Genomic DNA, 24,198 nt, shown 5'->3' on the forward strand with positions numbered 1-24,198 from the left:
GGCGGACTTCTCGGCGGAGGACATCCGGTAGGAGCCACGGGCGTACGCATGGCGCTGGATTGCCATCGCCAGGTCACCGGCACTGCCGGCGCCTATCAGGTCGAGGGCGCCCGGCGGGCCGCCACGTTCAACTTCGGTGGAAGCACCACCACCTCCGTTTCCCTCATCATCGGCTGAGCCGAAGGAGCATCGATGGACCTCGAAATTCTCGGCCGCGCGTTGTCGACGCTGCCCACCGACGACGACCACCCGTACCGCACCGGTCCGTGGCGGCCCCAGACCACCGAGCACCGTGCCGACGACCTCGAGATCATCGGGGACCTGCCCACCGACCTCGACGGCGTCTACATCCGGAACACCGAGAACCCTGTACACCCGGCGCAGCAGGGCCGCTACCACCCGTTCGACGGTGACGGCATGGTGCACGTCGTCGGGTTCCGGGACGGGAAAGCGTTCTACCGCAACCGCTTCGTCAAGACCGACGGGTTCGTCGCCGAGCAGGAAGCCGGTCGCGCCCTGTGGGCGGGCATCGCCGAGAATCCGGCGAAGTCGGAGCGCACGGACGGCTGGGGTGCGCGCAGGAGGATGAAGGACGGCTCGAGCACCGACGTCACCTTGCACAACGGGGTTGCCCTCACGAGTTTCTGGCAGTGCGGAGACCTGTACCGGGTCGACCCGATGTCGCTCGAGACCCTCGGAAAAGCCGAGTGGGGCGGCGACTTTCCGTCGAGCCTCGGAGTGTCGGCGCATCCCAAGGTCGATCACCGCACCGGTGAGATGCTCTTCTTCAACTACGGGACGGACGCACCGTACATGCATTACGGCGTCGTCGATTCGTCCGACAAGCTCGTCCACTACACCGACATCGAATTGCCCGGCGCCCGTCTGCCCCACGACATGGCGTTCACCGAGAACTACGCCATCCTCAACGACTGCCCGCTGTTCTGGGTTCCGGAGGCACTGGCCGCCGGCAAGTACGTTTCGAGGTTCCATCCGGATCTGCCCATGCGTCTCGGCGTTCTACCCCGGCGCGGCGCGGGAGCCGAGATCATGTGGTTCGACGCGGCTCCCACCTACGTCCTGCACTGGACGAACGCCTACGAGGAGGGCGACGAGATCGTCCTGGAAGGGTTCCATCAGGAAACGCCGGAACCCGAGGACACCGGAAACGGTTCGCTGTACGAGCGGATGTTCAGGTTCCTCGCCCTCGATCGCATGGGAACGCATCTCCACCGGTGGCGCCTGAACCTCCGCACCGGGGGCGTGACGGAAGAGCGTCTGTCCGACACCATCACGGAATTCGGCATGATCAACTCCGCGCGCACAGGAGTGCCGCACCGCTACACGTACGCGGCGACCGGGCTGCCGGGCTGGTTCCTGTTCGACGGTCTCGTGAAGCACGATTCGCTGACCGGCGCGGAAGAGCACTACCGACTCGGCGACGGGGTGTTCGGCAGTGAGACAGTGATGGCACCGCGGATCGGGTCGTCGAGTGAGGACGACGGTTACCTCGTCACCATGACCGTCGACATGAACCGGGATCTGTCCGAATGCCTCGTGTTCGACGCGCAGCGCCTCGCCGACGGCCCGGTCGCCCGGATCCGCCTGCCGGAGCGAGTCAGCTCCGGCACGCACTCCACGTGGGCGTCGGGTGCGGAGATCCCCGGGTGGCACACCGCCGACCGCCCCGAAGACGCGGTGGGTCTCTGAGTTACCGCCGTTCTCCGGCCGGTCGGAGACGGAACGGTTAACGTTCTGCCCATGACAGTGTCGCGACGGGGTTCCGCGCTTCTCGGGATCGGTGCGTGCATCGTCGGTGTCGGCCTCGCGGCGGCACCGAGCGCCGCGGCCGACCCGGGTGGGGTGTGCATCCAGAACGCCGGCGGAGTCGTCTCGGTGGACGGAGCCGACCCCGTCCCAGCGGTTTTCGGGTTCGACGGACCCCGGCTGCTCGGCGTCGAGGGCGGTACCGGCAACGCGTGCATCACCAACGTGGGTCCCGGCACGGTGAGCGTCCACCACCCCGACGGCCGGACACCGGGCCGCACCGACGTGTCGACCGCCTTCGCGGAGATGCGGGTCGACGGCGGAGTCGGCAATGTGGCGGTGACGAACTTCGGGACGGGCACGGTGGCCGTCGACCGTGGGTCGGTCACGCAGGAACCCGTCGCCGCGGACAAGGTGCCATCCGAACCCGGGATGGGGGAGATATCGGTCGATGCAGGCACCGACGGTGTGTTCGTGACGAACGTCGGTACCGGCACGGTCACCGTCACCGACGGCGATCCCGGACCTCTGCCTCCGCCGATCCCTCCGGCACCCGGCGCGGTCGTCACCGATCCGATCACCGGAAACGTCTACGTCACCAACCTTTTCGGCCCCGACATCACTGTGGTCGATCCCCCGGCGGGCACCGGAGCGAGGGTGGTGGATCGTTCGGTGGAGGGCGCCACCGTGGACTACGGGACGAGCAACGTCTTCGTGACCAATATCGGCGGAGGGCGCGTCACCGTCGTCCGTTGACGACGAACCCGCCACCTGACCCCGCTCCGGCGCGCGATGCGTTCGCACCGAGTCCGGGATCAGTACAGGTATTCGCGGTAGAGCTCGCCTTTTCCGGGCTCGGCGTCGGCGGCGACCTCGATGGAGACGAGTTCGGCGTGCATGTCGCGCATGCTCGGGACGACCTCGCGGCTCGGGTATGTTGCCGAGTCCCAGAGCCTCGCCCGCAACAGTGCGCGGGCGCAGTGCAGGAAGACTTCGTCGACCCGGACGATCACTGCGAGCTGGGCCGGTTTCCCGTGCAGCGACAACTTCTCCAGGAGTTCGGCATCGGTGGAGAGCGTGGCACGGCCGTTCACCCGGAGGACCTCTTCGTCACCGGGAACGAAGAACAGCAAGCCGACGTGGGGGTTCTCCAGAATGTTGCGGTAGGAGTCGGCACGCCTGTTGCCGGGCCGGTCGGGCAGGACGATCGTGTGATCGTCGACGACCAGAACCGACGATGTGAGGTCACCGCGCGGTGAGCAGTCGCAGTTGCCCGCGGCGTCGGCGGTCGCGAGTGTGAAGAAGCGCGCGAGGGACAGGAAGTTCCGGATGAGCGGCGTCAGATGTGGGCGGGCCTTGTCGACGATCGCGGGATGCGGGATCCCGAGGACCGCTTCGAGCTCGGCCTGTGTACTGAGCCCGTTCTGCACGAGCTCGTCGATTCTGTCCGCATCCATCCGGTGGCACCTCCGGCGGTGACCGTACCAACCGGGTTCGAGGTGACCGCACCCGGAACGGGGTTCGTCAGTGCCGCCGCCCCGGCGGTGTGATGCCGGTCGCCGGGGAAAGACTCGACTCTCGCTCGGCGTGGGGTTGCAGGGCGGTGCGGGGTTGGAGAGCGGCGACCAGTTTGACCGTTGCCGACGACGCCGAGGCACTCGAGTTCGCGCCGACGGCGACGAGGGCGGAGAGGATCGCGGCGATCTCGGCGCCGTCCAGTTCGACGGGGCCGCCGCGCGCGGCAGCGTGAGGGAGATGCCCCCTGTGCGGCCGGGCCGGGAAACGAACGGCACCCCGGCGTCGCGAAGTCGTTCGATGTCTCGTTCCACGGTCCGCGTCGACACCCCGAGGAGTTCACCGAGAGCGCGGACGGTCGAGGTGCCGGCGTGCGTGAGGTGCTCGATGAGCTGTTGTTGCCGTTCCACCCGGCGCAGTGCCAGATAGCCCTCGCGGGAGGCGCCGGCGCGCGCACCACGGTTGTCCATAACGGAGTGTAAACACCGACACCGGCGTGTCGGGTTACGCGTTTACCATGAGACCCATGGAGATGGCAGTCACAACGATCCCACTCGTCCCGTGAACGCCGCGCCCACGCACGGCGAGGCCGTGAGCATGGAGTTCCGGCCGGCCGACCGGCACCGCTTCGGCGACGTCGTGGAGATGCTCGGTCCCAAACGACGCCCGGACGCCCTGGCGTGCTGGTGCCTCACCTATCGCCTCGGTGCGGAGGCGACCGGACTCGACGCGGAGGCGCGACGAGACCGGGTATTCGAGATGTGCGGCCACCGTCCGGCCCCGGGAATCCTCGGTTACCTCGACGGTGAAGTGGTCGGGTGGGCGGGAGTCGCGCCCCGCTCCGAGGTCGCCGAACTTCGGAACACCGACACCTACCCGGTGGTGGACGGCCCGGGTACGGACGACGCGGCGCTGCGGTCGATGTTCGAGAAGGCCGGATTCGCCGAAGTGGCAGCCGTCCGGGGACAACTCGGTGGGGCACCTCGGGTGGTCATGCGCCTGGAGACGGGCGGTACCCGGCAGTAGCGTCGACCGGCCGGAGCCTTTCTCACCGGGAGCCTTCACACCCGGAGCGTGTCCCTCACGTGACCGGTCTCGTTGACGGACGCGACACGACGCGCGCCGTTACGGGAGACCAGGATGCGGGTCACCGAGGTGTATTCGATGGGGAACGTCAGCGGCCGGGGAAGACCGAGCAGGTGTTCGAGCACCACGTTGACGACTCCACCGTGCACGAAGACGGCTGCGGTGTCGGAGTGCTCGCACGACGCCACGACGTGGTCGAGCCCACGCAACACACGCGTGCGGAAAAGTTCCGCGTCGACGAATTCCGGAAACAGACCCGCCCGGATGCGCTCGTAGGCGTCGGACGCGACGGTCTTCGCCGTCTCGATGGTGACGTAGTGGTCGAGCCCGTAGTCGTACTCGGCGAGGTCCTCCACCGATTCGACCTCGAGCCGACGCGTGGCCGCGACCGGTTCGGCGGTCTGTGCGGCGCGACGCTGCGGACTCGAGAACAGACGCGTGATCCGGTACGGAGCAAGTGCGTCCGGCAGGCGATCGGCTTGCCGTCGTCCCTCTTCGGTGAGCGCCGGATCGACCGGGAGTCCCGTGTCCGAGCGGGCGTTGTCGGGCTCGGCATGGCGGATCAGGAGTAGCTGCACGGCCTCACGATGCCAGGTGCAGCCGTTTCACGTGAAACCGCCTGTCAGGACCGCCTCGGCTTGACGAACGGGAACGCCAGCGACTCGCGGATGCCGCCGCCCAGGACGAGCATCACGATGCGGTCGACACCCATCCCCAGTCCGCCGGTGGGGGGCATCGCGTATTCGAGGGCTTCGAGAAAGTCCTCGTCGAGTTCCATCGCCTCTTCGTCACCGCCGGCCGCGAGCAACGATTGCCGGGTGAGCCGGGCACGCTGGTCGACCGGGTCGGTGAGTTCGCTGTAGGCCGTGCCGAGTTCGACGCCCCACGCCACGAGGTCCCACTTCGCGGCAACGCCCGGTTTCCGCGGGTGAGGCCGGGTCAGGGGCGAGACCGACGCCGGGAAGTCGGTGTAGAACGTCGGGAACTCGGTACGCGCCTCCACGAGGTGCTCGTACATCTCCTGAGCGGTTTGCCCCTCGTCCCAGGCCGTGCTGTAGGAGATGCCGTGTTCGTCGCAGAGACGCCGGAGTACGTCGACGGGTGTCTGGGCGTCGACGAACGTACCGAGCGCTTCGGAGAGGGCGTCGTGGAACGTTTTGACCGGCCACTCCCCGGAGATGTCGACTTCCACGGGTGTGCCGTCCGGACCCGGGCGCAGGATGATGTCGCGTCCGTGCGCGGCGCGCGCGGCGGCCTGGACGAGTTCCCGGGCCACGACGCGCATCTTCTCGTAATCGCTGTGCGCCTCGTAGGCCTCGAGGATCGTGAACTCGGGATTGTGCTTGAAGTCGGCGCCCTCGTTGCGGAACACACGCCCGATCTCGAACACCTTCGTCATGCCCGCCACACACAAGCGTTTGAGATACAGCTCCGGGGCGATCCGGAGGTACAGATCGGTGTCGTAGGCGTTGATGTGCGTGACGAACGGCGCCGCGTTGGCACCGCCGTGCACCGCCTGCAGGATGGGCGTCTCGACTTCGAGGTACCCGCGGGCCTGGAACTCCTCCCGCAGCGACCGCACGATCGCACTGCGCGCGGCGAGCTGCCCACGCGCGTGCGTGTCGATCGCGAGATCGAGATAACGTTGTCGCACTTTGGTTTCGGGATCGACGAGCCCTCGCCACTTGTCGGGCAGCGGGTGCAGGCACTTGCCGTCGATCCGCCAGGAGTCGGCGAGCACCGAGATCTCCCCGCTGCGGCTGCGTCCCATCCGGCCGGTCACCTCCACGAGGTCACCGAGGTCGAACAGGAACCGCTGGCCACCGACGCGTTGGTTGTCGACGAGGATCTGGATGTCGCCCGACCAATCCCGCAGAACCGCGAACAGCACGTCGCCGAAATCCCGGATGCGCATCAGGCGCCCGGCGACGACGACGGAGGTGCCACTGCGAGCATCGTGGGCTTCCACCGCCGTGTGGGTCGGGGCGATCGCGACGGGATACGGATCCACCCCGTGCTCGATGATGCGTTCGAGCGTCGCCATCCGAACCCGGTCCTGCTCGGGACGCTTCACCGAGGCGTCGTCGGCGTGCTCGCGTTCCGGGGCGGAGTCGGGCGCGCTTCCGTCGTCGTGCAGTGCCTCTACCGAATCCACGCCCGGCGGGAACGACGAATGTGTGCCGGTGTGAGTGCGTTTCGTGCGCCGTCCGAAGCTCGGAAGGGTGAGGAATCCTTCTGCGACCGCAGCGGCGAGTGCCACCCGCGGGATCTCCCGGGTCTCGCGGAAGCACAGATACCGCGGAACCCACTCGGGCCGATACTTCACGTTGGAGCGGTACAGGGCTTCGAGTTGCCACCAGCGCGAGAAGAACAGGAGGATCGAGCGCCACAGGCGCATGATCGGTCCGGCGCCGAGCCGGGCACCCTCTTCGAACGCCGACCGGAACACCGCGAAATTCAACGAAACCCGGTGCACCCCGAATTCTGCCGAACGCGAGCACAACTCGGACACCATCATTTCCACCACACCGTTGGGCGCGTGCGGGTCGCGCCGCATGAGATCGAGGGAGACTCCGTCGGATCCCCACGGCACGAGTGACAGCATTGCGACGACAGATCCGTCGACCACGGCTTCGACGAGCAGGCAGTCACCGTCGAGCGGATCACCGAGACGTCCGAGTGCCATGGAGAATCCACGCTCGGTCTCGGTGTCACGCCACGCGTCGGCACGTCGTGCGACGGCGGACATCTCGATCGGTGACAGATCGCGGTGGCGTGTGATGCGCACGGTGGCACCGTGTTTGCGGGCTCGGCTCACGGCCTGGCGGACCGGGCGCATTTCTCGTCCCGAGAGGGTGAAACCGTCCGTGGACAGCACTGCCTCGTCGCCGAGTTCCAGAACGGTCAGTCCCGCACGGTGATACGCCGTCGCCCCTTCTTCGCTCGCACCGAGCACAGCGGGAGTCCAGCCGTAGGCGCGCGCCAGGTCGAGCCATTCGTCGATCGCGTGGGGCCACGCTTCCGGGTTGCCGACGGGATCACCGCTCGCGAGGCACACCCCGAGTTCGACCCGGTACGTCACCGCAGCCTTGCCGCTCGGGGCGAACTCGACCGCCTTGTCGCGCCGAGTCGCGAAGTAGCCGAGCGAATCGTCGCTGTGCGACAGCAGACCCCGGATCGCGGATTCGTCGGTCCCGGTGAGTGCGTTGGCGGATCGCTGCGACCGGAACAACACCACGAGAGCGACAAGCAGTGCCAGGGCACCGAACAATCCCAGGACAGTGTTGACGAATCCGTGCGGGCGACCGGCGAATTGATCGTTGTCGATGAAACTGAATGCGACGACGCGGTTCAGCGCCCAGAGGAATCGGTCGGCGGGTGGAAGCGTGCCCGGGAAGAGTTCGACCAGTCCCCATCCGGCGAGGGTGCCGGCGGCGAGTCCACCGACGAGGACGGCGAGAGAAGTCCACACCGCGCCCCGTCGCACCCTCGTGTAGAACTCGGGGTACGCGAGGAGCAGTACCGCCACGGCCGCGAGATGCACAACCATGGCAACGAGATGGGCTGCGTCGCCGTCGACGATCGCCGTGACGAGATTGGTGATCATGAAGCCGCCGAGGTAGATCGTGAGGATCCACCAGGCGATTCGTTTGCGTCCCGCGATCGCACCGGCGAGCAGACCGATGACCAGCGCGAGCGAGAGGCTGGTGTCGGGAGCATCGAAGTAGTACTGGTCGATGTACTCACGCGGCGTGCGGATCAGAAAGCGGAGCGTGGGCGAGATCGACCACAGCGCCATCGCTGTCGCGTACACACCGAGGACCAGACCGGCGATGTGCGGGACGGCGGCGAGGTGACTGCTCACGCGCGCCGACAGCGAAGGATGGGGCTCCTGGGGGCGCCGCACCTCGGTCGCGACAGGCGACGGCGAGGGCGGCGCGGTGGGATCCGCAGACATGCACCGACCGTAACGCTACGGTGCGGGTCCGTCGGCGGAACCCCTCCAAGTGACCGACCGGAGGGTCGGCCACTTGGAGTGAATCCCTATCGGGTTCCCCCGGAATCGGGTGTGGTTGTGACTCCGGGCGTATCGGTGCCGGTATCGGTGTGCTCGTTCGCTTCGTGCTTGGCGAGCGCGCTGGGCCACCAGATCTTCTTGCCGATGTCGATGGACAGTGCGGGCACGAGGAGCGCTCGCACCAGCAGGGCGTCGAGCAGGACGCCGAACGCGACGATGAATGCCAACTGCGCGAGGAACAGCAACGGAATCACCGCGAGCGCCGAGAACGTCGCGGCCAGAACGACACCCGCCGACGTGATGACGCCGCCGGTGACGGTCAGTGCGCGCAACACGCCCTGCCGGGTACCGACCTTCCTGGTCTCCTCGCGGACTCGGGTCATCAGGAAGATGTTGTAGTCGATACCCAACGCCACGAGGAACACGAAGCCGAACAACGGCACCACCGGATCTGCACCGGGGAAACCGAATACGTGGTTGAACAGCAGCGACGAGACGCCGAGAGTTGCTGCGAACGAGAGGATGACGGTGAGCATCAGCAGGATCGGCACCACGAGGGCCCGCAACAGCACGATGAGCACCAGCAGCACCACGAGTGTCACCACGGGAATGATGAGGGTGCGGTCGCGGGTTGCGGTGTCCTTGGTGTCGAGGTCGACGGCCGTCGGACCACCGACGAGCGCCTCGGCGCCCGGCACGGCGTGTGTCGCCTCGCGGATCCGTTCGACGGTCTGCTCTGCGGCAAGCGAATCCGCGGGATTCGAGAGGGTGGCCTGCACAGCAACGCGACCGTCGACCACGAGCGGTGCGTCGCCTTGACCGGTGACGGGCCGGGCTTCGGTGACACCCTCGACGCCGGCGGCGCCGTCGACGACCGCGTCCAGCGACTCTTCACGCGCGACAATGGTCGTGGGAGAACCGGTGCCCGCGTCGAAGTGCTCGCCGAGGACTTCCTGGCCCGTCTTCGAATCGGTTTGCAGCAGGAACACCTCGGACGACGCGACGCCGCTTGCCTTGAACTGGGGCGCGAAGATTGCGAAGACCACGAGTACGAGCGTGCACACGATCCAGATGGGCCGAGGCTTGGACCCGACCCACTGCGCGACGCGACCCCAGAAGCGGTGACCGCTCTCGATGTCGTTCTGGTTGAGGCCGGGCTCGTACTTGGGCCGGGTGGGCCAGAAAGCGACGCGCCCGAGCAGGACCAGGGCGGCGGGAAGGAAGGTGATCGAGGCGAGGAACGACGCGGCGATGCCGATCGCCGCGACCGGGCCGAGACCGCGATTGGAGTTGAGATCCGACAGCAGGAGGCACAGCACGCCGAGGATGACGGTGCCCGCCGACGCGGCGATGGGTTCGATCGCCCCTCGGAGTGCGATCCGCATGGCCGTGTACTTGTCCTGCTCCATCCGCAGTTCTTCGCGATAGCGGGAGACGAGCAGTAGCGCGTAGTCCGTCGCGGCGCCGAACACCAGGATGAACATGATGCCCTGGCTCTGCCCGTTGAGCGCGATGATGTCGGCATCGGCGAGCAGATACACCACCAGGCTCGCAAGAGCCAGCGCGAAGACCGCCGAGATGATGACGACGAACGGCAGGATCGGACTCCGGTAGACCACCACGAGGATGACCAGCACGACGCCACCTGCGACGAGCAGCAGCAGACCGTCGATCCCGGCGAAGGCCGAGGACAGGTCGGCGGCCTGACCGGCCGGTCCCGTCACGTAGACATTCAGACCCTCGGGAGCGTTCTCGAGGGCTCCGCGGAGGTCCTCGACGGCGTCCCCGATCTCACCCGTGGAATCGATCGGGACGATCATCTGAACCGCGCTGCCGTCCTCGGACGGGATCGGCGGCGGTCCGGCCGATTGGGTCGCGATGAACTCGATGTCCTGGGGGGTGATCGCGCCGTCGCGTTCTGCCACCACGATTGCCGGGATGAAGCTGCTGCTGCTGAACTGCGCGTACAGTTCGTCGGCCTGGGTGGACTCGGCGGACGCCGGGAGGAACGAACTCGCGTCGGTCGACGCGACCTCGCTGAGCTTGCCGGCGAACGGCCCGCCTCCACCCGCGGCTACGAGCCACGCTATGAGGAGGAGTGCCGGTAGCAGCCATCTCCAACGGCCGGTCTTGCGCGGGGGTGCGGTTGCAGTGCTCAAGATTCCTCCTGGCGTGAACGAATAATCGAATACTAAATTATTCAGCGTGCTGAACGATGGAGGACGCGACGATCTCGAGGCATGGCCCACCGGACGATTGCTGTCCACCGCTGCCCGCCTCGTCGAGCGAGCGTGGGAACAGCGGCTTCGCCGGCGGGGACTCACCCACGCAGGCGTTATTGCGCTGCATTCGATTGCGGCTCAACCGATGTCGCAGAGGGAGATGGCACGGACGTGCCGCGTGACCGATCAGACGATGAGCCGCACCGTCGACCATCTCGTGCGCGGCGGATTCGCCACCCGCGCCGTCGATCCGGACGACGAGCGGCGAATGCGGGTGACGATCACCGCCGCGGGCGCGACCGCTTACCGGAGGGTCCTCGATCTCGAGCGGGACGGACTCCCCGGCGCCGACGAGGATGCCGTGCCGCCGGTGCCGGTATCCGACCCCGAAACGCTGCGTAGCCTGCTCATCGAAATCGTCCGCGCGCATCACGACACGTCTCCTCACGCGACCGGGAGTACCCAGAGCGGCGACCATCCATCCCCCGAAACGGATTGACGCCGCGCGATAGGGTTCACCATGGCTTTCGCGCAGTCGGATCAGCCTGGGGCACACCTGCCCGGGCCCGAACCGTCGTCCGCCGTCGTCGCGGCGCTGCGTCGCGGCGGATGCGTCTTCGCCGAGGACGAAGCGCGCCTGCTCACCGACGCCGCAGGCTCCGGGCGTGAACTCGACCTTCTCGTTGCGCGGCGGATCGCCGGGGAGCTACTCGAACATCTCCTCGGCTGGGTGGAGTTCTGCGACATGCGTATCGCGGTGACACCCGGTGTGTTCGTCCCGCGGCGCCGCACGGAGTTCCTGACGAGGTGCGCCGCGCAGGCCGCGCCACCCGATCCGGTCGTCGTGGACGTGTGCTGCGGGTGCGGCGCGGTGGCGGCGGTGCTCGCCGCGACTCTTTCCGGGTGCGAGGTGTACGCGTCCGATGTCGATCCCGTCGCCGTGCGATGCGCGCGGCTCAACCTGCCGCCCGAGCGGGTGTTCGAGAGCGACCTGTGCGCGTCCCTGCCCGATTCGCTGCGCGGGCGCGTCGACGTGCTCGTCGCGAACGCTCCGTACGTACCGTCGGACGCGATCGAGTCGATGCCGCGCGAGGCGCGGTGTTCCGAACCGCGTGTCGCACTGGACGGCGGCGAGGACGGACTCGACATCCACCGCCGCCTCGTCACCGAGGCGGGCCGATGGCTTGCGCCCGGAGGCCGGCTGCTGATCGAGACTGCGGCGCGTCAGGCACCCGTCGCGGAAAAGGTGTTGGAGCGCGCGGAATTCCACGCGCGAACACATTTCTCGGACGAGTTCGACGCCACGGTCGTCGTCGGTGACCGTAGGTGACATCTCGTCAGCCCAATGGCAGTTCGGCGAAGATCGACGACGGCGCGGTGGATCCACCCGTGGGTTCCACGCTGAACCCGAGGGCGGTGGCGCCGGAGATGTCTTCGAGCAGCGCGGTCGTCGACGGTGCCACATCCGCCGGGGCCATGGTGCCCGCGGACTGCGGACCCTCCGGTCCGATCAGCCACATCTGGTAGACGGTCCCGTCGGCAGGTGGCGCCACGTTGTTCATCACGAGCACACCGGCGCCGGCTTCCTGGGAGAAGACGACCGTCACCGCGCCGCCACCTTCGAGGGTGCCGGTGGTGGTGCGCACATCATCGGCAGCGAGCACTCGCTCGGCGAGTGGACTCTCGGTCGTCTGCGACCACTGGTTCGCCACCACGACACCGCCGAGTGCGATGACGACAGCCACGGCCGCGGCGAACAGGAAGTTCCGCCGCCTGTTCTGCCTGCGACGTTCTTCGAGAGAGACGACGTCGGACGAGCCCCCTCCGGCGCGATCGGTGTCCTCCGGAGCCGTGGGCTCCGCGGAACGGCCGCCGGGCGCGTCCGCTGCGACCAGATCGAGCAACCGGTTTCGCAGTCCGGCCGGCGGCTCGGTCGCAGTGGCGGCGGACATCGCGGCGAGAGTCTCGCGGATCTCACGGACGTCGGCAGCGAAACGCGCCGCTGTGTCGGGCGTGGCATCGTCCAGTTGTGCGGAAACTTCGTCCCGCTCGTCGGGCGCAACCGCGTCGAGAGCGATCACCGGCGCCATCTCGAGCAGGTCACGATCGTTTTCAAGCGCCATCGGAAGTCACCCCCAAGCAGGTCTTCAGTCGGAGTAGTCCGTCGCGGATCCGCGACTTGACAGTAGGTAGAGAGGATGAAAGTTCTTCCGCCACTTCGCGATACGTGTATCCACCGTAATAGGCGAGTTCGACGGATTTGCGCTGGAGGTCGGTGAGCGAGCCCAGACAGTCGGTGATCCGCCGGCGATCGTCGCGCTGGGTGACCTCTTCACTGACCGAGTCGAACGCGGAATCCACGCTCGACGACCCGTAGCGCGACTCGCGGTCGGCCCCGGATTGTTCGCTTCGTACCCGATCGACCGCGCGCCGGTGCGCGAGCGTGATGATCCACGACAACGCCGATCCCTGGTTCTCGTCGAAATTGCCGGCCGACCGCCACACCTGGAGGTAGACCTCTTGCGTCGTCTCTTCGCTGTAACCGGGATCGCGGAGAACTCGCAGGACCATGCCGAATACGCGGGCGCGCGTGGCGTCGTAGAGTTCCGCGAACGCGGCCTGATCCTGCGCGGCGACACGCGTGAGTAGCGCCCCCAGAGTGTCGGTATCCCTACCGACGCCGGTCATCGGCTCAGTCCGCTCATCGAACGTGAGCCTAGCCGGACGAAACCGGCGGCTCAAGACATCGGCGTACAGCACCACGGTCACCTCCGGGAATTACGGGAACGACGATCCTTCGCAACGACGCCATTCGGAAAGCCGATATCGCCGCCGTGGGGACGGAGGAATTTCGGGATATCAGGAAACACGATCGTCTCCGGGCCTGGTCGACGGTTCGGTGGCGAGAGTGCAGACCAGGAAGTCGGTGGTGGTGGTCGCCCACCAACGGGGGTCGGTAAGCATGAAATGTCCGGCTCCGGGCAGCGGACGCCAGCGCGCCTTCACACCACGGTCGCGGGCGGCCATCGTCTGACTCTGCGTGGCGCGGGGGTCGGTCGAACGGTCGTCGGTGCCGTGGGCGACCAGCAGATGCCGGCCCGCCGGGATGTGTTCGGCGTCGTTCTCGGGCCACCACGGCGCGAGCGCGACGACGGACTCCACACCCTCCTGCGAAGCGAGATGCGCCGCGACCCGGCCGCCCATCGAATGGCCCACGAGGCCGATCCGGGTCTGCCCTCGCTTGTTCGCGCGGTCGAGAGCCTCCAGCGCGTCGCGGACGGGGCTCATGTGAGTGCCGTTCCAGCCGCGATACCGGTAGTGGACCTGCTCCACGGTGATGTCGTGCGGCCGAAGGCGCGAACGCAGCGTGCTCGTGAAAGCGGACATCCGGATCTGCGGAAGGTGCCACGGGCGTGCCTGTTCGGCACCGACGGGCCTGCCACCCGGTAGTACCAGCACGTGAGCCCGCGAAAGGCCCGGAGGAGTCTCCATGACCGTTCTTCGTTGCAGCCCGCACTGCGGATTGGTCGGGGGCGTCGGAGGAAAAACTCCACGCCCCGACCAATCCGCCTTCACACTGGTACCGAATGACCCCTGACACATCGATCGGCGTGGTCGTCCAGGCCACGGCTTACGAAGGGAATTTCAGTCATGAACATCGCTACACGTAAGAGCCTGGCGGTCATCGGAATCGGTGCGATGTCCGCTTTCGGTGTCGCAGCCTGCTCGGACGACTCCGGATCGGATTCGGATTCGTCGTCGACCACGACGACCACCAGTTCGGCCATGGAGACCACCACGGGAAGCATGGGAAGCACCTCCGCGCAGGCCGCAGCAGCGGGCCCGGTCGGTCCCGGTTGTGCCGCTTACGTCGAGGCGAACCCCACCGGTCCCGCATCCGTCGAAGAACTGTCGACACAGACGATTACCGAGGCCGCGGGCAACGTGCCGATCCTGACCACGCTGACGCAGGCGCTCTCCGGCCAGCTCAACCCGGACGTCAACCTCGTCGAAACGCTCGACGGTGGCGAATTCACCGTATTCGCGCCGGTCGACGATGCTTTCGCGGCACTCGATCCCGCCACGGTGGAAACCCTCCAGACCGACTCCGGGATGCTCACGGACATCCTCACCTACCACGTGGTCCCGGGTGAGCTCACCATCGACGATGTCGCGGGCACCCAGACCACCGTGCAGGGTGAGACCGTCGAGGTCACCGGCGAAGGCGATATGTGGACGGTCAACGGCGCCAACGTCATTTGCGGCGGCATCGAGACCGAGAACGGCGTCGTCTACCTGATCGACAGCGTGCTGACCCCGCAGTAAGCACCACTCCAACACGTCTCGGGAAGGTCAGGTATCGATGCGGAAGATTCGAAACAGCGTTCGGGGACTCGCGGCGGCTTTCATCGCCGCCGCGGGTGCGTTCGCTTTCGCAGCACCGGCGCAGGCCGCGCCGCTCACGCCCGTTCCACAATTGGACGTGAACCAGTATGTCGGGCAGTGGTATCAGCTCGCCGCCAATCCGGCGCCGTTCAACCTCGACTGCGCACGTGACACGACGGCGAACTACACGTTGCTCGACGAACGCAATGTCCGGGTGGAGAACAATTGCACCACGTTCACCGGTCAGCGTCGCGGCATCGTGGGCAATGCCAGGGTGAACGACACTGCGCAACTCCATGTGTCGTTCCCGGGGATTCCGACCCAGGACTCGCTGGACGGGCCGAGCAACTACATCGTCACCTACCTGGCAGACGACTACTCGCTGGCGTTCGTCGGTGATTCGACTCGCTTGTCCGGTTTCGTCCTGTCACGGTCGCCGGTCGTCGATCCTGCTGGGTGGCAGGAAATCCGACGTGTCGTCGAGAACAGCGGGTACAACGCGTGCCTCATGCTGACCTCGCCGACCACCGAGGGGATGCAGGACATCAGGCCGCTCTGCACGGTCTGATTCCTGTCGGGGAGGAAGAGGGCCCGCCGTCACGGCGGGCCCTCTTTCCGTGCGCACTGCTTTCCCTGCCCACCGCTTTCCTCGCCCACCGAAGGGTCAGGCGGCGGATCGTGACGCCGCGCCGGCGATGTTTTCGAGCATGCCGCGGAAGATGATGCCGTGGAACGGCAACAGTGAGTACCAATAGAGTCGCCCGGCAATTCCCTTGGGGAAGAAGATCGCTCGTTGCGTCAGTTTCGTCCGGTCGGCTGCGAGCCGCTCGATCCGCCATTCCAGCCACGCTCCGCCCGGTGCCCGCATCTCGGCGCGCAACCGGAGCAGTTCAGGTCGCTCTATGCGTTCGACCCGCCAGAAGTCGAGGGCGTCGCCGGTGTGGAGCCTCCGCGGATCGCGGCGCCCCCGATTCAATCCCACGCCGCCGGCGAACCGGTCGAGCCAGCCGCGCACCGTCCATGCGAGCGGAAAGGAATACCAACCGTTTTCGCCGCCGATGCTCTCGACGACGGCGAACACACGGTCGGCCGACGTATCGGACTCAATCGAACGCTCGTCGATGTACACCACCTCGCCTGCCCAATCGGGGTCGGACGGCAGCGCCTCGGCCGGAGCACCGACGGGGGATGCGCTCGACCAGGTGGTTTCGACTTCTCCGTGTTCGAGCCGGTTCAGGGCCAGGCGCACGGCATCTCGATAACCGGTGAGTCCCTCCGCCGGGGGAGGGATCACGGCGTCGATGTCGTGATTGCGCATCACGGCGTCCGAACCGAGCGATTCGATGAGGGCCCTTCCGAGCCCCGGGGGAATGGGCGTGACGAGGCCGATCCACAGCCCGGCGAGTCGCGGGGTCAGCACGGGCAGCACGACGATACGACGCTTGGACAGCCCGGCGACCTCCGAATACACCTGCATCATCTCGCCGTAGCGGAGCACGTCGGGACCACCGATGTCGTAGGCACCGCTGTGGGGGAGGGGTGCGTCGGCTGCGGCGACGAGATAGTGCAGGACATCGCGGACGGCGATCGGCTGGATGCGGTTGTTCACCCACCGAGGTGTGGTCATGACGGGAAGCCGGTTGCTCAGGTGCCGGATCATCTCGAACGACGCCGAGCCCGAACCGATCACGACGCCGGCCTGGAGAACCAGAGTGGGAACGCCCGATTCGAGAAGAATTTGCCCGACCTGCGCACGTGAACCGAGATGCGGTGACAGTCGGCCGGATTCGGGGTGCAGCCCTCCGAGGTAGACCAGTCGTGCGACTCCGGACTCCCGCGCGACGGTCGCTACATTCTCCGCGGCCCGCCGTTCCGCTTCGACGAATTCGTCACGACCACCCATCGAATGGACCAGGTAGTAGAGGACATCGATGTCCCGGCAGGCTGTGCGAAGCGATTCGACGTCGGCGAGATCACCGCGCACGATCTCGACGTCGTCCGCCCACGGCACGTCCCGCAGTTTGTCGGGACTGCGTGCGAGCACCCGGACCCGGTAGCCGGCCTCGAGCAGTCGCGGTGCGAGACGTCCGCCGATGTATCCGGTGGCGCCGGTGACGAGGACGCGGGCCCCGGTCATGTCCGTCGTCACTTCCCGTTCACGATATGTCCGAGTTGATGTCTCAGCGACGACTCGAGTTCGGGCCGGCGGAAGCGGTGCCCGGCGTCGAGGAGCACCTTGGGTACGACGAACTGACTCGCTTCGGCGATTTCGCGGGCACCTTCGTCGCCGAGCAGAGCCCGCGGTCCGAAGCCGGGCACGGAGAGCAGTGCGGGGCGGTGGAGCACGCTCGCGAGAACCCGGGTGTACTCGTCGTTCCGGACCGGTTGCGGGGCCACCGCATTCACGGGACCGGAAAGGGACGGATCGGTCAGCGCGCGATGGTAGACGTCGAGCAGATCGTCGATGTCTATCCACGACAGCCACTGCCGCCCGTTACCCAGTTTTCCGCCGAGTCCGGCGGCGAAGAGCGGTCGCATCAATTGCAGGGTGCCGCCTCGCGGTGTCTGGACGATTCCGGTGCGCACCTGCACGACTCGGATGCCGCCCTTTTCGGCCGGTTGGGTTGCCGCTTCCCAGTCCGCCACGACACCGGCGAGGAAACCCGCACCGCGCGACGAGTGTTCGTCGAGTGCGGCATCCCCGCGATCGTAACCGTAGAGACCGATGGCGGAGGCGCACACGAAACTTGCCGGACCGTTGCTGGTTCCGGCGGCGAGTTCGGCGAGGCGCCAGGTCGGCGCGACCCTGCTGTCGCGGATTCCCGCTTTGTGAGCTTCGGTGAACCGGCCGGCGATCGAGGCGCCTGCGAGATGGATGACAGCGTCGACCCCTTCGAGCAGGTCGGGGGCGGGATCCATCGGATCCCAGTATCTTTCCTGGTCCAGTTGCTTTTCGAGGAGGCTGCGGACGGGTCGCCGGACGAGACGGACCACCCGGTAACCACCGGCGCTCAGGAATGCGGTGAGGGCGCTGCCCACGATGCCGTGGGACCCGGTCACCGCGACCGTTCGGGGACAGACGCCCTCGGTGTGGGCCCTGCGGTGGCTCGCGAGGTCGTCGGCGAGTTGCCGGTGCCGGTACCGAAATGTCTGGGTGAGGGCGCGTTCCGGGACCGGGGTGTCCACCCGGTCGGTGACGCGGGTCCGGAATTCGTCGACGACGTCGAAGCGGTGCTCGTGCCTCCACGACCGAATCAGAGTGGGCGGCAGAGACTTGAGCCCGTCGTGTCCGAGGGCGTCGACGAAACGGGCAGGGGGATCGTACGAATCGGGCTGGTGATCGGAGACCCAGCGCAGGCCGCCGGGCAGACGGAGGACGGCACGTCCGTCGGCGAGCGAATCGGCTTCGGACTCCACGCTCATCGGTTGCCACGGCGGGATCAGACGGTGGACCGCGCCGGGACGGGCGTGCCACGCGAACACCTCGTCGCGAGGGGCGTCGACGATGCTGCTGTACTCGATGCCCATGGTTCCTCCTGGCCGTGTCCGCCGTTGTGGCGCCGCAATTGTCGGGATCCGGTGTGCGGCGCCGGCATTCCCGGCGCCGCATTCCGGTCAGGCGGGAATCACGCTGAAGAGGAACAGATATCCCTCGACCAGCGGGGTGTGGATGGCCATGAATGCAGCTTCGAGAAGTGCGCGCACAGTGACTCCTTATTGTCGGAGGCGGACGATCCGCCCGTTCTTATTCGGCGCGACCCGACCGGCGGATGGGTCCATTCACAGATCGAATTTTCCCGTACCGTTCGAGCGCTACCCGGCGTTCGTGAGCGTGGTCCACCACGGGCGCGGGATATCCCTCCGGTGGGCCGTCCGGCAGCGAATGAACCCGGCTGCCCACGACACTCCGGAGTTCGGGTACCCAACGACGGACGTAATCACCCTCCGGATCGAATCTTTCGCCCTGCGATGTCGGATTGAATATCCGCAAGTACGGTGCGGCATCGGTACCGCTCCCCGCGGTCCACTGCCAATTGTGCTGATTGGAGGCAAGATCCCCGTCCACGAGGTACCTCATGAAGTGCCGGGCGCCGCGCCACCACGGAATGTGCAAATCCTTGGTGAGAAACGAGGCGACGATCATCCGCACCCGGTTGGGAATCATGCCTTCGGCGAGTAATTGGCGCATTCCGGCGTCGACGATCGGAAACCCGGTCCGGCCCTCGCACCATGCGGAGTACAGTGCGTCGGCCTCGCGACCGGTGTCGTAGCGGATTGCGTCGAACGCCCGGTTGTAATTCCGGCGTGCGGTGTCGGGACGGTGGTACAGGACGTCGGCGTAGAAGTCGCGCCAGGCGAGTTCGCTGCGAAAGGTGGTTGCTCCGTCGCCCGGGTGATCGTGCAGGTCGTGGAGCAGTGTGCGGGGATGGATACACCCGAACTTCAGGTGCGCCGACAATCGGCTCGTGCCGTCGAGGGCGGGGCGGTCCCGGTCGGTCGCATAGCGTTCGAGGGCGTCCGCGGCGAATTCCCGCCAGCGCGCGAGAGCGGCCTGTTCACCCGCCGGCGGCAGCGTGACGTCTTCGGGTTCGGGGATAGGCACGCGGGAGCGGACACCTGCCACGTCGAGCCATTCCACCGTTCCGGCACCGGTGTCAGCGGGAGGACGTGCGCCGTGGTCGAGCCAGGCGCGCCGGTACGCGGAGAACACCTTGTAGGGCCTCCCGTCGGCCTTGACGATGCGGCCGGGCGACACGGCGTACGGAGAGCCACCGGCAACCAGTGTCACGTCCCCGAGAGCCTCGGCCACACGCGCGTCGCGCTGCACGCCGTACGGACCGAAATCTTCGCTTATGTGCACCTCGGGTGCGTCGAACTCGCGCACCACCGCGGGCACCACGTCCGCTGGGTCGCCCCGGACGACGAGAAGACGCCCCGACAGGTCGTCGTCGAGGGCGCGCAGGCAACGCATGAGGAAGGCACGCCGCCGAGGCCCCGCAGGACGGAGTAGAGCGTCGTCCAGAACGAACAACGCCACCGCTTGCGGGGCGGTGGCGGCGGCGGAAAGAAGGGCCGGCAGGTCACCCAGCCGGAGGTCGCGTCGGAACCAGAGGATGGCGGAGCGGCTCATCGAACCAGTGTGCGGGACAATGGTCGGCATGTCCGATGTCTTCGAAGTACCGATCCGTGACGAGACGATCAGGCTCGGCCAGTTCCTCAAGCTGGCGAGCCTGATCGAGTCGGGTGCCGAGGCGAAGGAGGTCATCGCAGACGGCCTGGTGTCGGTGAACGGCGAGGTCGACGTGCGACGTGGCCGTCAGTTGCACCCCGGCGACGTGGTGGAGATCGGCGGGACGAGCGCGCGGGTCGCGCGCGACGCCTGACGACCGCCGCCGGGCGCCGTCAGTTCTCGGCGCGCACGACGACGCCGTCGTGGTCGCTGTAGACGATCTCGCCGGGGTTGAAGGTCACCCCGCCGATCTCGACCGGCACGTTCTTCTCGCCGGATCCGGTCTGGGTGCTCTTGCGGGGGTTGGTGCCGAGCGCCTTGACCCCGATGTCGAGGGTGCGCAGGATCGCGGAGTCGCGGACGGCACCGTTGACGATGACCCCGGCCCACCCGTTGTCGACTCCCCGGCCCGCGATGATGTCGCCGACGAGTGCCGTGTGGATGCTTGCGCCACCGTCGACGACGAGCACCCCGCCGTTTCCGGGCTCGGACAGCGTCTGCTTGACGAGCAGATTGTCCTGGAAGCACCGAATCGTGGTGATGGGTCCCGCAAACTCGGTGCGTCCACCGAACTGGATGAACTGCGTGTCGCAGCTACGGATGTCCGGGCCGATCTCGTCTGCGAGGTCGGCGGTTGCGGTGAATGCGTGTGCAGTGGCTTCGCTCATGTGCTGAGGATAATTGGCACCCCGGTCCGCGTCCGGACGGGATGGACGACACCCGAAAACCGATACAGGTGGATTATTGATCTCTTGAAAGAGGCAAAGCGGTAGATCCTTGTATCCTTCACAAAGGTTCACGGTTGCCGGTGAACACGCCTACAGGAGTACAGGACGGGGACATGCCACTCGACGGACGTTCGACGATCGTGCGGGTGCCCAAGGCAGGTGAACTGATCGCGGGGAATCTTCGCCGCCAGATCATCACCGGCGAACTGAAGGCCGGCGAACCGCTCCCCAACGAGGCCGCGCTCATGGAGCGCTTCGGAGTATCGCGCCCGACGTTGCGGGAAGCGTTCAGGATCCTCGAGTCGGAGGGCATCATCACCGTCCTGCGCGGTGCCCACGGCGGGGCCCGTGTCCAGGCGCCCGACAGGTCCGTCGCCGCCCGTTACGCCGGTCTGCTGCTGCAGTACCGAGGCGTTCCCCTTGCCGACGTCTACCGCGCCCGCACCGAACTCGAGGTCGCGGCGGTGGGTCTGATCGCTGCAGATCCCGAGGGGAAGGTCGATCGGCTCGCAGCCGTCGTCGAGGAGGCTGAGGCTGTCTTCGACGACCCCCACGCCTTCGCGAAGGCGAACACCGAGGTGCACCGCACGGTCATGGAACTCGGCGGCAACGAAACGCTGGAGACGCTGGCCGGGATGCTCCTCGACATCATGGATGCGCACGCGGCCCTGTACATCTCCACGCGCAACGAGCCCGAACGTCCCGGAGCGTCGACCGCGCTGCGCGCGAGCCGCAAACTCGTCGGATTGCTGCGCACGGGTGAACCGGGTGCAGCGCAAGCGTTCTGGCGGCGTCATCTCGACAGCGTCGAGAAATTCATGACGGGGGACAGCGAGACCACGCTGGTCGAGATTCTGTCCTGACTTCCCGGCGAGGGTCGCCGGGGCGAACGTCAGACGGCGCGGCCCATACGGCGCTCGTAGTCCTCGCGCTCCCGGGCGGCCCGGTCGCGGGCCTTCGCGCTCAGCAGTTCGGGGTCGATTCCGTGTTGCTGCAGGCGATGGCGCTGCCACACGGGCATGAGGGCCGCCGAGAAGTAGATCCACGGCAGGTAGAGCAGCAGCATCATCGCGAAGGGGATCCACACCGGTCCCGGGATGAGCAGGAACAGCATCAGGGGCGGAATGACCGGCAGATTCCAGCGGAGGAGGTAGCGACGCGAACCTCCGGGGCCGAGGATGTCGTCGCGTACCCACTCGCGCATCTCGGGCGGCAGCGTGCGACCGACCATGTATCCGAGACGCTGCAACAAATTAGGTCGTGCGCTACTCATATCGACAGCATATGCCTTCAGTCGTAGAGACCCACCAGGCTGTCCGAGAACGTGTCCATCACCACCTTCCGGCGCAACTTCATACTCGGCGTCAGGTCGCCGGACGCGACCGACAGTTCGCGGTCGATGATCGTGAACTTCTTGACCTGTTCCCAGCGATTGAGTTGCAGATTGAGTTCTTCGATGTACGTCGAGATCAGGCCGTGAGTCTTCCGGTGCTGCGAGATCTCGGCGAAACTCGCGCCGTCGAGACCGTTTCTGCCGGCCCATTCGGTGATCGTCTCCGGGTCGAGACCCACCAGCGCTACGCAATACGGACGCCCTTCGCCGTACACGACGATCTCGGACGCGTACGGGCAGATTCCCTTGAACGTCGCCGCGGTCGCTGACGGAGCGACGTATTTGCCCTGCGACGTCTTGAAGATGTCCTTCTTGCGGTCGGTGATCGTCAGGTAACCGTCGTCGAGGTTGCCGATATCGCCGGTGCGGAACCAGCCGTCGTCGGTCAGCGACTCGGCTGTCGCGTCGGGGCGGTTGTGATACCCGGTCATGACTCCGGGGCCCTTGATGAGCACCTCCCCGTCCTCGGCGATGGTGACTTCGGTGCCCGGCACCGGACGGCCCACGGTGCCGATCCGGTTGGAATCCGGCCGGTTGACGCACGACGCGGCCGAGGTCTCGGTGAGGCCGTACCCCTCGAGGACCGGAATGCCGATCGCGTCGAACCACTTTCCGATGGCGGGGTCGAGCGGAGCCGATCCCGAGATGAAGAACCGCAACCTGCCGCCGAACCGCTCACGGACGGTCGAGAAGACCAGTCGATCGGCCAGCGGAAGCACGACCTTGTCGAGTCTTCCCGGCGCACGGCCGTCCTGGCGCGCCTGTGTCGCCTTCTTCCCGACCCCGACGGCCCAATCGAAGATCCTCTTCTTCGCGCCGCCCTCCTGATCCATCATCGATTGGATTCGGGCGTAGGCCTTTTCGAAGATCCGCGGTGCCGCACCCATGAAGGTGGGATGCACGACCGCCAGGTTCTCGACGATCTTGTCGGGCCTGCCGTCCACCGCGGTCGGAAAACCGAGTTGCAGTGGAAGAGTGAGCAACACCTTCCCGAAGACGTGGGAGAGCGGAAGCCACAGATATTGGAGATCGTCGGGACCGAGGAGGCCGATGGCGTCGATCGCGGCGGCCTCGTACGTCCAGGCGGAATGCGGCAGACGCACACCCTTGGGTTTCCCCGTGGTGCCCGACGTATAGATGAGCGTCGCGAGGTGGTCCGGCTCGATCTGCCGGATACGGTCGGACACCGCCTCCGGGTTGTCGGCGAGCAGCGACCGGCCGAGATCCTCCAGATCGTCGTAACCGATGATCCAGTCACCGTCCCCGTGGCCGTCGACGACGACCACCTTGGATACGTCGGGCAACTCGTCCCGGTGTCGTACCAGTTTGTCGACCTGCGCGGCGTCCTCCGCGATCACGATGCGGCTGCCCGAATCCGCGACGATGAAGGCGACATCCGGTGCCCTCGTCGTGGGGTACACCGTGGTCGTGGCGGCGCCGGCGCACATCACGGCGAGATCTGCGAGCACCCATTCGTACCGAGTCGACGAGGCGAGGGCGACACGGTCCTCGGGTTCGATGCCGAGGGCTACGAGACCGGCGGCCAGCAGGCGCACACGATCGTAGGTCTCTTCCCACGTGACCCCGATCCACTCCTCCGCTCCCATCGGGAACCGGAACGCCTCGGACTCGGGTGTGGAGGTGACGCGGTCGAGAAACAACTGGGCGATGGACGGTGCCCGGTTCTCGATCTTGCTCCAATCGACCTTCTCATCGGATAGCCCCTGTGATGTGGTCATATGTGTCAGTTTAGGAAGCCGGCCCGGTCGACATGCCCGATTTCGCGGTACCACCGCCCGTCCCCGCGCGGGGTGGCGGTTGTGACAGGGGCCACCGAGCCGGGGTACGTTTGG

Annotated in this window: 22 protein-coding genes and 2 pseudogenes; 10 read left to right on the top strand and 14 right to left on the bottom strand. The window is 66.8% G+C overall.

The features are described 5' to 3' along the window. From AC0B44_RS10800 to AC0B44_RS10810, 3 genes and pseudogenes are all read left to right on the top strand, one after another. Positions 1 to 177: pseudogene (locus AC0B44_RS10800) on the top strand (thiolase C-terminal domain-containing protein); the annotation flags it as partial. A gap of 15 nt (positions 178 to 192) precedes the next feature. Then, positions 193 to 1,710, top strand: a complete 1,518-nt coding sequence (locus AC0B44_RS10805) for a carotenoid oxygenase family protein (RefSeq protein ID WP_471902885.1) — start codon at positions 193 to 195, stop codon at positions 1,708 to 1,710. 51 nt (positions 1,711 to 1,761) lie between these two features. Continuing rightward, entirely contained in the window at positions 1,762 to 2,523 is a 762-nt protein-coding gene (locus AC0B44_RS10810) for a YncE family protein (RefSeq protein WP_471902886.1), read from the top strand. Between the two features lie 59 nt (positions 2,524 to 2,582). On the opposite strand, the gene AC0B44_RS10815 is transcribed toward AC0B44_RS10810, so the two are convergent. Together AC0B44_RS10815 and AC0B44_RS10820 are read right to left on the bottom strand one after the other, a co-directional pair. Further along, a complete protein-coding gene (locus AC0B44_RS10815; RefSeq protein WP_471903002.1) occupies positions 2,583 to 3,224 on the bottom strand; it encodes an MSMEG_1061 family FMN-dependent PPOX-type flavoprotein in 642 nt (213 codons plus the stop codon). Positions 3,225 to 3,536: 312 nt separating this feature from the next. Next, a pseudogene (locus tag AC0B44_RS10820) lies at positions 3,537 to 3,752 on the bottom strand (HTH domain-containing protein); the annotation flags it as partial. A gap of 91 nt (positions 3,753 to 3,843) precedes the next feature. On the opposite strand from AC0B44_RS10820, the gene AC0B44_RS10825 reads away from it, so the two are divergent. After that, entirely contained in the window at positions 3,844 to 4,308 is a 465-nt protein-coding gene (locus AC0B44_RS10825; RefSeq protein WP_471902887.1) for a hypothetical protein, read from the top strand. A gap of 35 nt (positions 4,309 to 4,343) precedes the next feature. On the opposite strand, the gene AC0B44_RS10830 is transcribed toward AC0B44_RS10825, so the two are convergent. The 3 genes from AC0B44_RS10830 to AC0B44_RS10840 all read right to left on the bottom strand — a co-directional run bounded on the left by AC0B44_RS10830 (position 4,344) and on the right by AC0B44_RS10840 (position 10,545). Continuing rightward, on the bottom strand, positions 4,344 to 4,946 hold the full coding sequence (locus tag AC0B44_RS10830; protein WP_471902888.1) for a histidine phosphatase family protein: 603 nt from the start codon (positions 4,944 to 4,946) through the stop codon (positions 4,344 to 4,346). A gap of 44 nt (positions 4,947 to 4,990) precedes the next feature. After that, on the bottom strand, positions 4,991 to 8,326 hold the full coding sequence (gene lysX, locus AC0B44_RS10835; RefSeq protein WP_471902889.1) for a bifunctional lysylphosphatidylglycerol synthetase/lysine--tRNA ligase LysX: 3,336 nt from the start codon (positions 8,324 to 8,326) through the stop codon (positions 4,991 to 4,993). Between the two features lie 86 nt (positions 8,327 to 8,412). Next, a complete protein-coding gene (locus AC0B44_RS10840) occupies positions 8,413 to 10,545 on the bottom strand; it encodes an MMPL family transporter (RefSeq protein ID WP_471902890.1) in 2,133 nt (710 codons plus the stop codon). 46 nt (positions 10,546 to 10,591) lie between these two features. On the opposite strand from AC0B44_RS10840, the gene AC0B44_RS10845 reads away from it, so the two are divergent. Both AC0B44_RS10845 and AC0B44_RS10850 read left to right on the top strand, forming a co-directional pair. Next, a complete protein-coding gene (locus AC0B44_RS10845; protein WP_471902891.1) occupies positions 10,592 to 11,107 on the top strand; it encodes a MarR family winged helix-turn-helix transcriptional regulator in 516 nt (171 codons plus the stop codon). A 21-nt stretch (positions 11,108 to 11,128) separates the two neighbouring features. Beyond that, complete coding sequence (locus AC0B44_RS10850) at positions 11,129 to 11,938, top strand: putative protein N(5)-glutamine methyltransferase (protein ID WP_471902892.1); 810 nt, start codon at positions 11,129 to 11,131, stop codon at positions 11,936 to 11,938. 7 nt (positions 11,939 to 11,945) lie between these two features. On the opposite strand, the gene AC0B44_RS10855 is transcribed toward AC0B44_RS10850, so the two are convergent. The 3 genes from AC0B44_RS10855 to AC0B44_RS10865 all read right to left on the bottom strand — a co-directional run bounded on the left by AC0B44_RS10855 (position 11,946) and on the right by AC0B44_RS10865 (position 14,100). After that, positions 11,946 to 12,731: an anti-sigma factor gene (locus AC0B44_RS10855; protein ID WP_471902893.1), complete on the bottom strand. Its 786-nt coding sequence runs from the start codon at positions 12,729 to 12,731 to the stop codon at positions 11,946 to 11,948. Further along, positions 12,721 to 13,296 (bottom strand): sigma-70 family RNA polymerase sigma factor, encoded by a 576-nt coding sequence (locus AC0B44_RS10860; RefSeq protein ID WP_471902894.1) that lies wholly within the window; start codon positions 13,294 to 13,296, stop codon positions 12,721 to 12,723. Before AC0B44_RS10860 ends, AC0B44_RS10855 begins: the two co-directional genes overlap by 11 nt. A gap of 171 nt (positions 13,297 to 13,467) precedes the next feature. Then, positions 13,468 to 14,100, bottom strand: coding sequence for an alpha/beta hydrolase family protein (locus AC0B44_RS10865; RefSeq protein ID WP_471902895.1), 633 nt, complete (start codon positions 14,098 to 14,100; stop codon positions 13,468 to 13,470). Between the two features lie 159 nt (positions 14,101 to 14,259). On the opposite strand from AC0B44_RS10865, the gene AC0B44_RS10870 reads away from it, so the two are divergent. Further along, entirely contained in the window at positions 14,260 to 14,934 is a 675-nt protein-coding gene (locus AC0B44_RS10870; protein WP_471902896.1) for a fasciclin domain-containing protein, read from the top strand. A gap of 37 nt (positions 14,935 to 14,971) precedes the next feature. After that, a complete protein-coding gene (locus AC0B44_RS10875) occupies positions 14,972 to 15,562 on the top strand; it encodes a lipocalin family protein (protein WP_471902897.1) in 591 nt (196 codons plus the stop codon). A gap of 96 nt (positions 15,563 to 15,658) precedes the next feature. Here the strand turns inward: AC0B44_RS10875 and AC0B44_RS10880 are convergent, their stop codons facing one another. The 3 genes from AC0B44_RS10880 to AC0B44_RS10890 all read right to left on the bottom strand — a co-directional run bounded on the left by AC0B44_RS10880 (position 15,659) and on the right by AC0B44_RS10890 (position 20,125). Next, positions 15,659 to 17,131, bottom strand: a complete 1,473-nt coding sequence (locus AC0B44_RS10880) for an SDR family oxidoreductase (protein WP_471903003.1) — start codon at positions 17,129 to 17,131, stop codon at positions 15,659 to 15,661. Positions 17,132 to 17,139: 8 nt separating this feature from the next. Beyond that, the gene (locus AC0B44_RS10885) at positions 17,140 to 18,522 is read right to left on the bottom strand and encodes a TIGR01777 family oxidoreductase (RefSeq protein WP_471902898.1); all 1,383 of its coding nucleotides are present in this window, start codon (positions 18,520 to 18,522) and stop codon (positions 17,140 to 17,142) included. A 217-nt stretch (positions 18,523 to 18,739) separates the two neighbouring features. Further along, positions 18,740 to 20,125, bottom strand: a complete 1,386-nt coding sequence (locus AC0B44_RS10890; RefSeq protein WP_471902899.1) for a cryptochrome/photolyase family protein — start codon at positions 20,123 to 20,125, stop codon at positions 18,740 to 18,742. A gap of 28 nt (positions 20,126 to 20,153) precedes the next feature. Here AC0B44_RS10890 and AC0B44_RS10895 point away from each other — a divergent pair, with 28 nt between their 5' ends. Next, positions 20,154 to 20,378 (top strand): RNA-binding S4 domain-containing protein, encoded by a 225-nt coding sequence (locus tag AC0B44_RS10895; protein ID WP_471902900.1) that lies wholly within the window; start codon positions 20,154 to 20,156, stop codon positions 20,376 to 20,378. Between the two features lie 19 nt (positions 20,379 to 20,397). Here AC0B44_RS10895 and rraA read toward each other — a convergent pair whose 3' ends face one another. Beyond that, on the bottom strand, positions 20,398 to 20,892 hold the full coding sequence (gene rraA, locus AC0B44_RS10900; RefSeq protein ID WP_471902901.1) for a ribonuclease E activity regulator RraA: 495 nt from the start codon (positions 20,890 to 20,892) through the stop codon (positions 20,398 to 20,400). Between the two features lie 173 nt (positions 20,893 to 21,065). Between rraA and AC0B44_RS10905 the strand changes: the two genes are divergently transcribed. Then, the gene (locus AC0B44_RS10905; RefSeq protein WP_471902902.1) at positions 21,066 to 21,815 is read left to right on the top strand and encodes a FadR/GntR family transcriptional regulator; all 750 of its coding nucleotides are present in this window, start codon (positions 21,066 to 21,068) and stop codon (positions 21,813 to 21,815) included. 29 nt (positions 21,816 to 21,844) lie between these two features. On the opposite strand, the gene AC0B44_RS10910 is transcribed toward AC0B44_RS10905, so the two are convergent. Continuing rightward, a complete protein-coding gene (locus AC0B44_RS10910; protein WP_471902903.1) occupies positions 21,845 to 22,225 on the bottom strand; it encodes a DUF5313 family protein in 381 nt (126 codons plus the stop codon). Between the two features lie 17 nt (positions 22,226 to 22,242). Then, positions 22,243 to 24,084 (bottom strand): AMP-dependent synthetase/ligase, encoded by a 1,842-nt coding sequence (locus AC0B44_RS10915; RefSeq protein ID WP_471902904.1) that lies wholly within the window; start codon positions 24,082 to 24,084, stop codon positions 22,243 to 22,245. Positions 24,085 to 24,198 lie beyond the last annotated feature (114 nt).

The sequence above is a fragment of the Rhodococcus sp. NPDC019050 genome (assembly GCF_055664235.1).

Coding starts and splice junctions, on each gene's coding strand:
- AC0B44_RS10815 (WP_471903002.1), bottom strand. CDS start 3,224: ATGGATGCGGACAGAATCGACGAGCTCGTGCAGAACGGGCTCAGTACA.
- rraA (WP_471902901.1), bottom strand. CDS start 20,892: ATGAGCGAAGCCACTGCACACGCATTCACCGCAACCGCCGACCTCGCA.
- AC0B44_RS10895 (WP_471902900.1), top strand. CDS start 20,154: ATGTCCGATGTCTTCGAAGTACCGATCCGTGACGAGACGATCAGGCTC.
- AC0B44_RS10850 (WP_471902892.1), top strand. CDS start 11,129: ATGGCTTTCGCGCAGTCGGATCAGCCTGGGGCACACCTGCCCGGGCCC.
- AC0B44_RS10870 (WP_471902896.1), top strand. CDS start 14,260: ATGAACATCGCTACACGTAAGAGCCTGGCGGTCATCGGAATCGGTGCG.
- AC0B44_RS10860 (WP_471902894.1), bottom strand. CDS start 13,296: ATGACCGGCGTCGGTAGGGATACCGACACTCTGGGGGCGCTACTCACG.
- AC0B44_RS10890 (WP_471902899.1), bottom strand. CDS start 20,125: ATGAGCCGCTCCGCCATCCTCTGGTTCCGACGCGACCTCCGGCTGGGT.
- AC0B44_RS10915 (WP_471902904.1), bottom strand. CDS start 24,084: ATGACCACATCACAGGGGCTATCCGATGAGAAGGTCGATTGGAGCAAG.
- AC0B44_RS10910 (WP_471902903.1), bottom strand. CDS start 22,225: ATGAGTAGCGCACGACCTAATTTGTTGCAGCGTCTCGGATACATGGTC.
- lysX (WP_471902889.1), bottom strand. CDS start 8,326: ATGTCTGCGGATCCCACCGCGCCGCCCTCGCCGTCGCCTGTCGCGACC.
- AC0B44_RS10865 (WP_471902895.1), bottom strand. CDS start 14,100: ATGGAGACTCCTCCGGGCCTTTCGCGGGCTCACGTGCTGGTACTACCG.
- AC0B44_RS10855 (WP_471902893.1), bottom strand. CDS start 12,731: ATGGCGCTTGAAAACGATCGTGACCTGCTCGAGATGGCGCCGGTGATC.
- AC0B44_RS10885 (WP_471902898.1), bottom strand. CDS start 18,522: ATGGGCATCGAGTACAGCAGCATCGTCGACGCCCCTCGCGACGAGGTG.
- AC0B44_RS10875 (WP_471902897.1), top strand. CDS start 14,972: ATGCGGAAGATTCGAAACAGCGTTCGGGGACTCGCGGCGGCTTTCATC.
- AC0B44_RS10880 (WP_471903003.1), bottom strand. CDS start 17,131: ATGACCGGGGCCCGCGTCCTCGTCACCGGCGCCACCGGATACATCGGC.
- AC0B44_RS10805 (WP_471902885.1), top strand. CDS start 193: ATGGACCTCGAAATTCTCGGCCGCGCGTTGTCGACGCTGCCCACCGAC.
- AC0B44_RS10905 (WP_471902902.1), top strand. CDS start 21,066: ATGCCACTCGACGGACGTTCGACGATCGTGCGGGTGCCCAAGGCAGGT.
- AC0B44_RS10810 (WP_471902886.1), top strand. CDS start 1,762: ATGACAGTGTCGCGACGGGGTTCCGCGCTTCTCGGGATCGGTGCGTGC.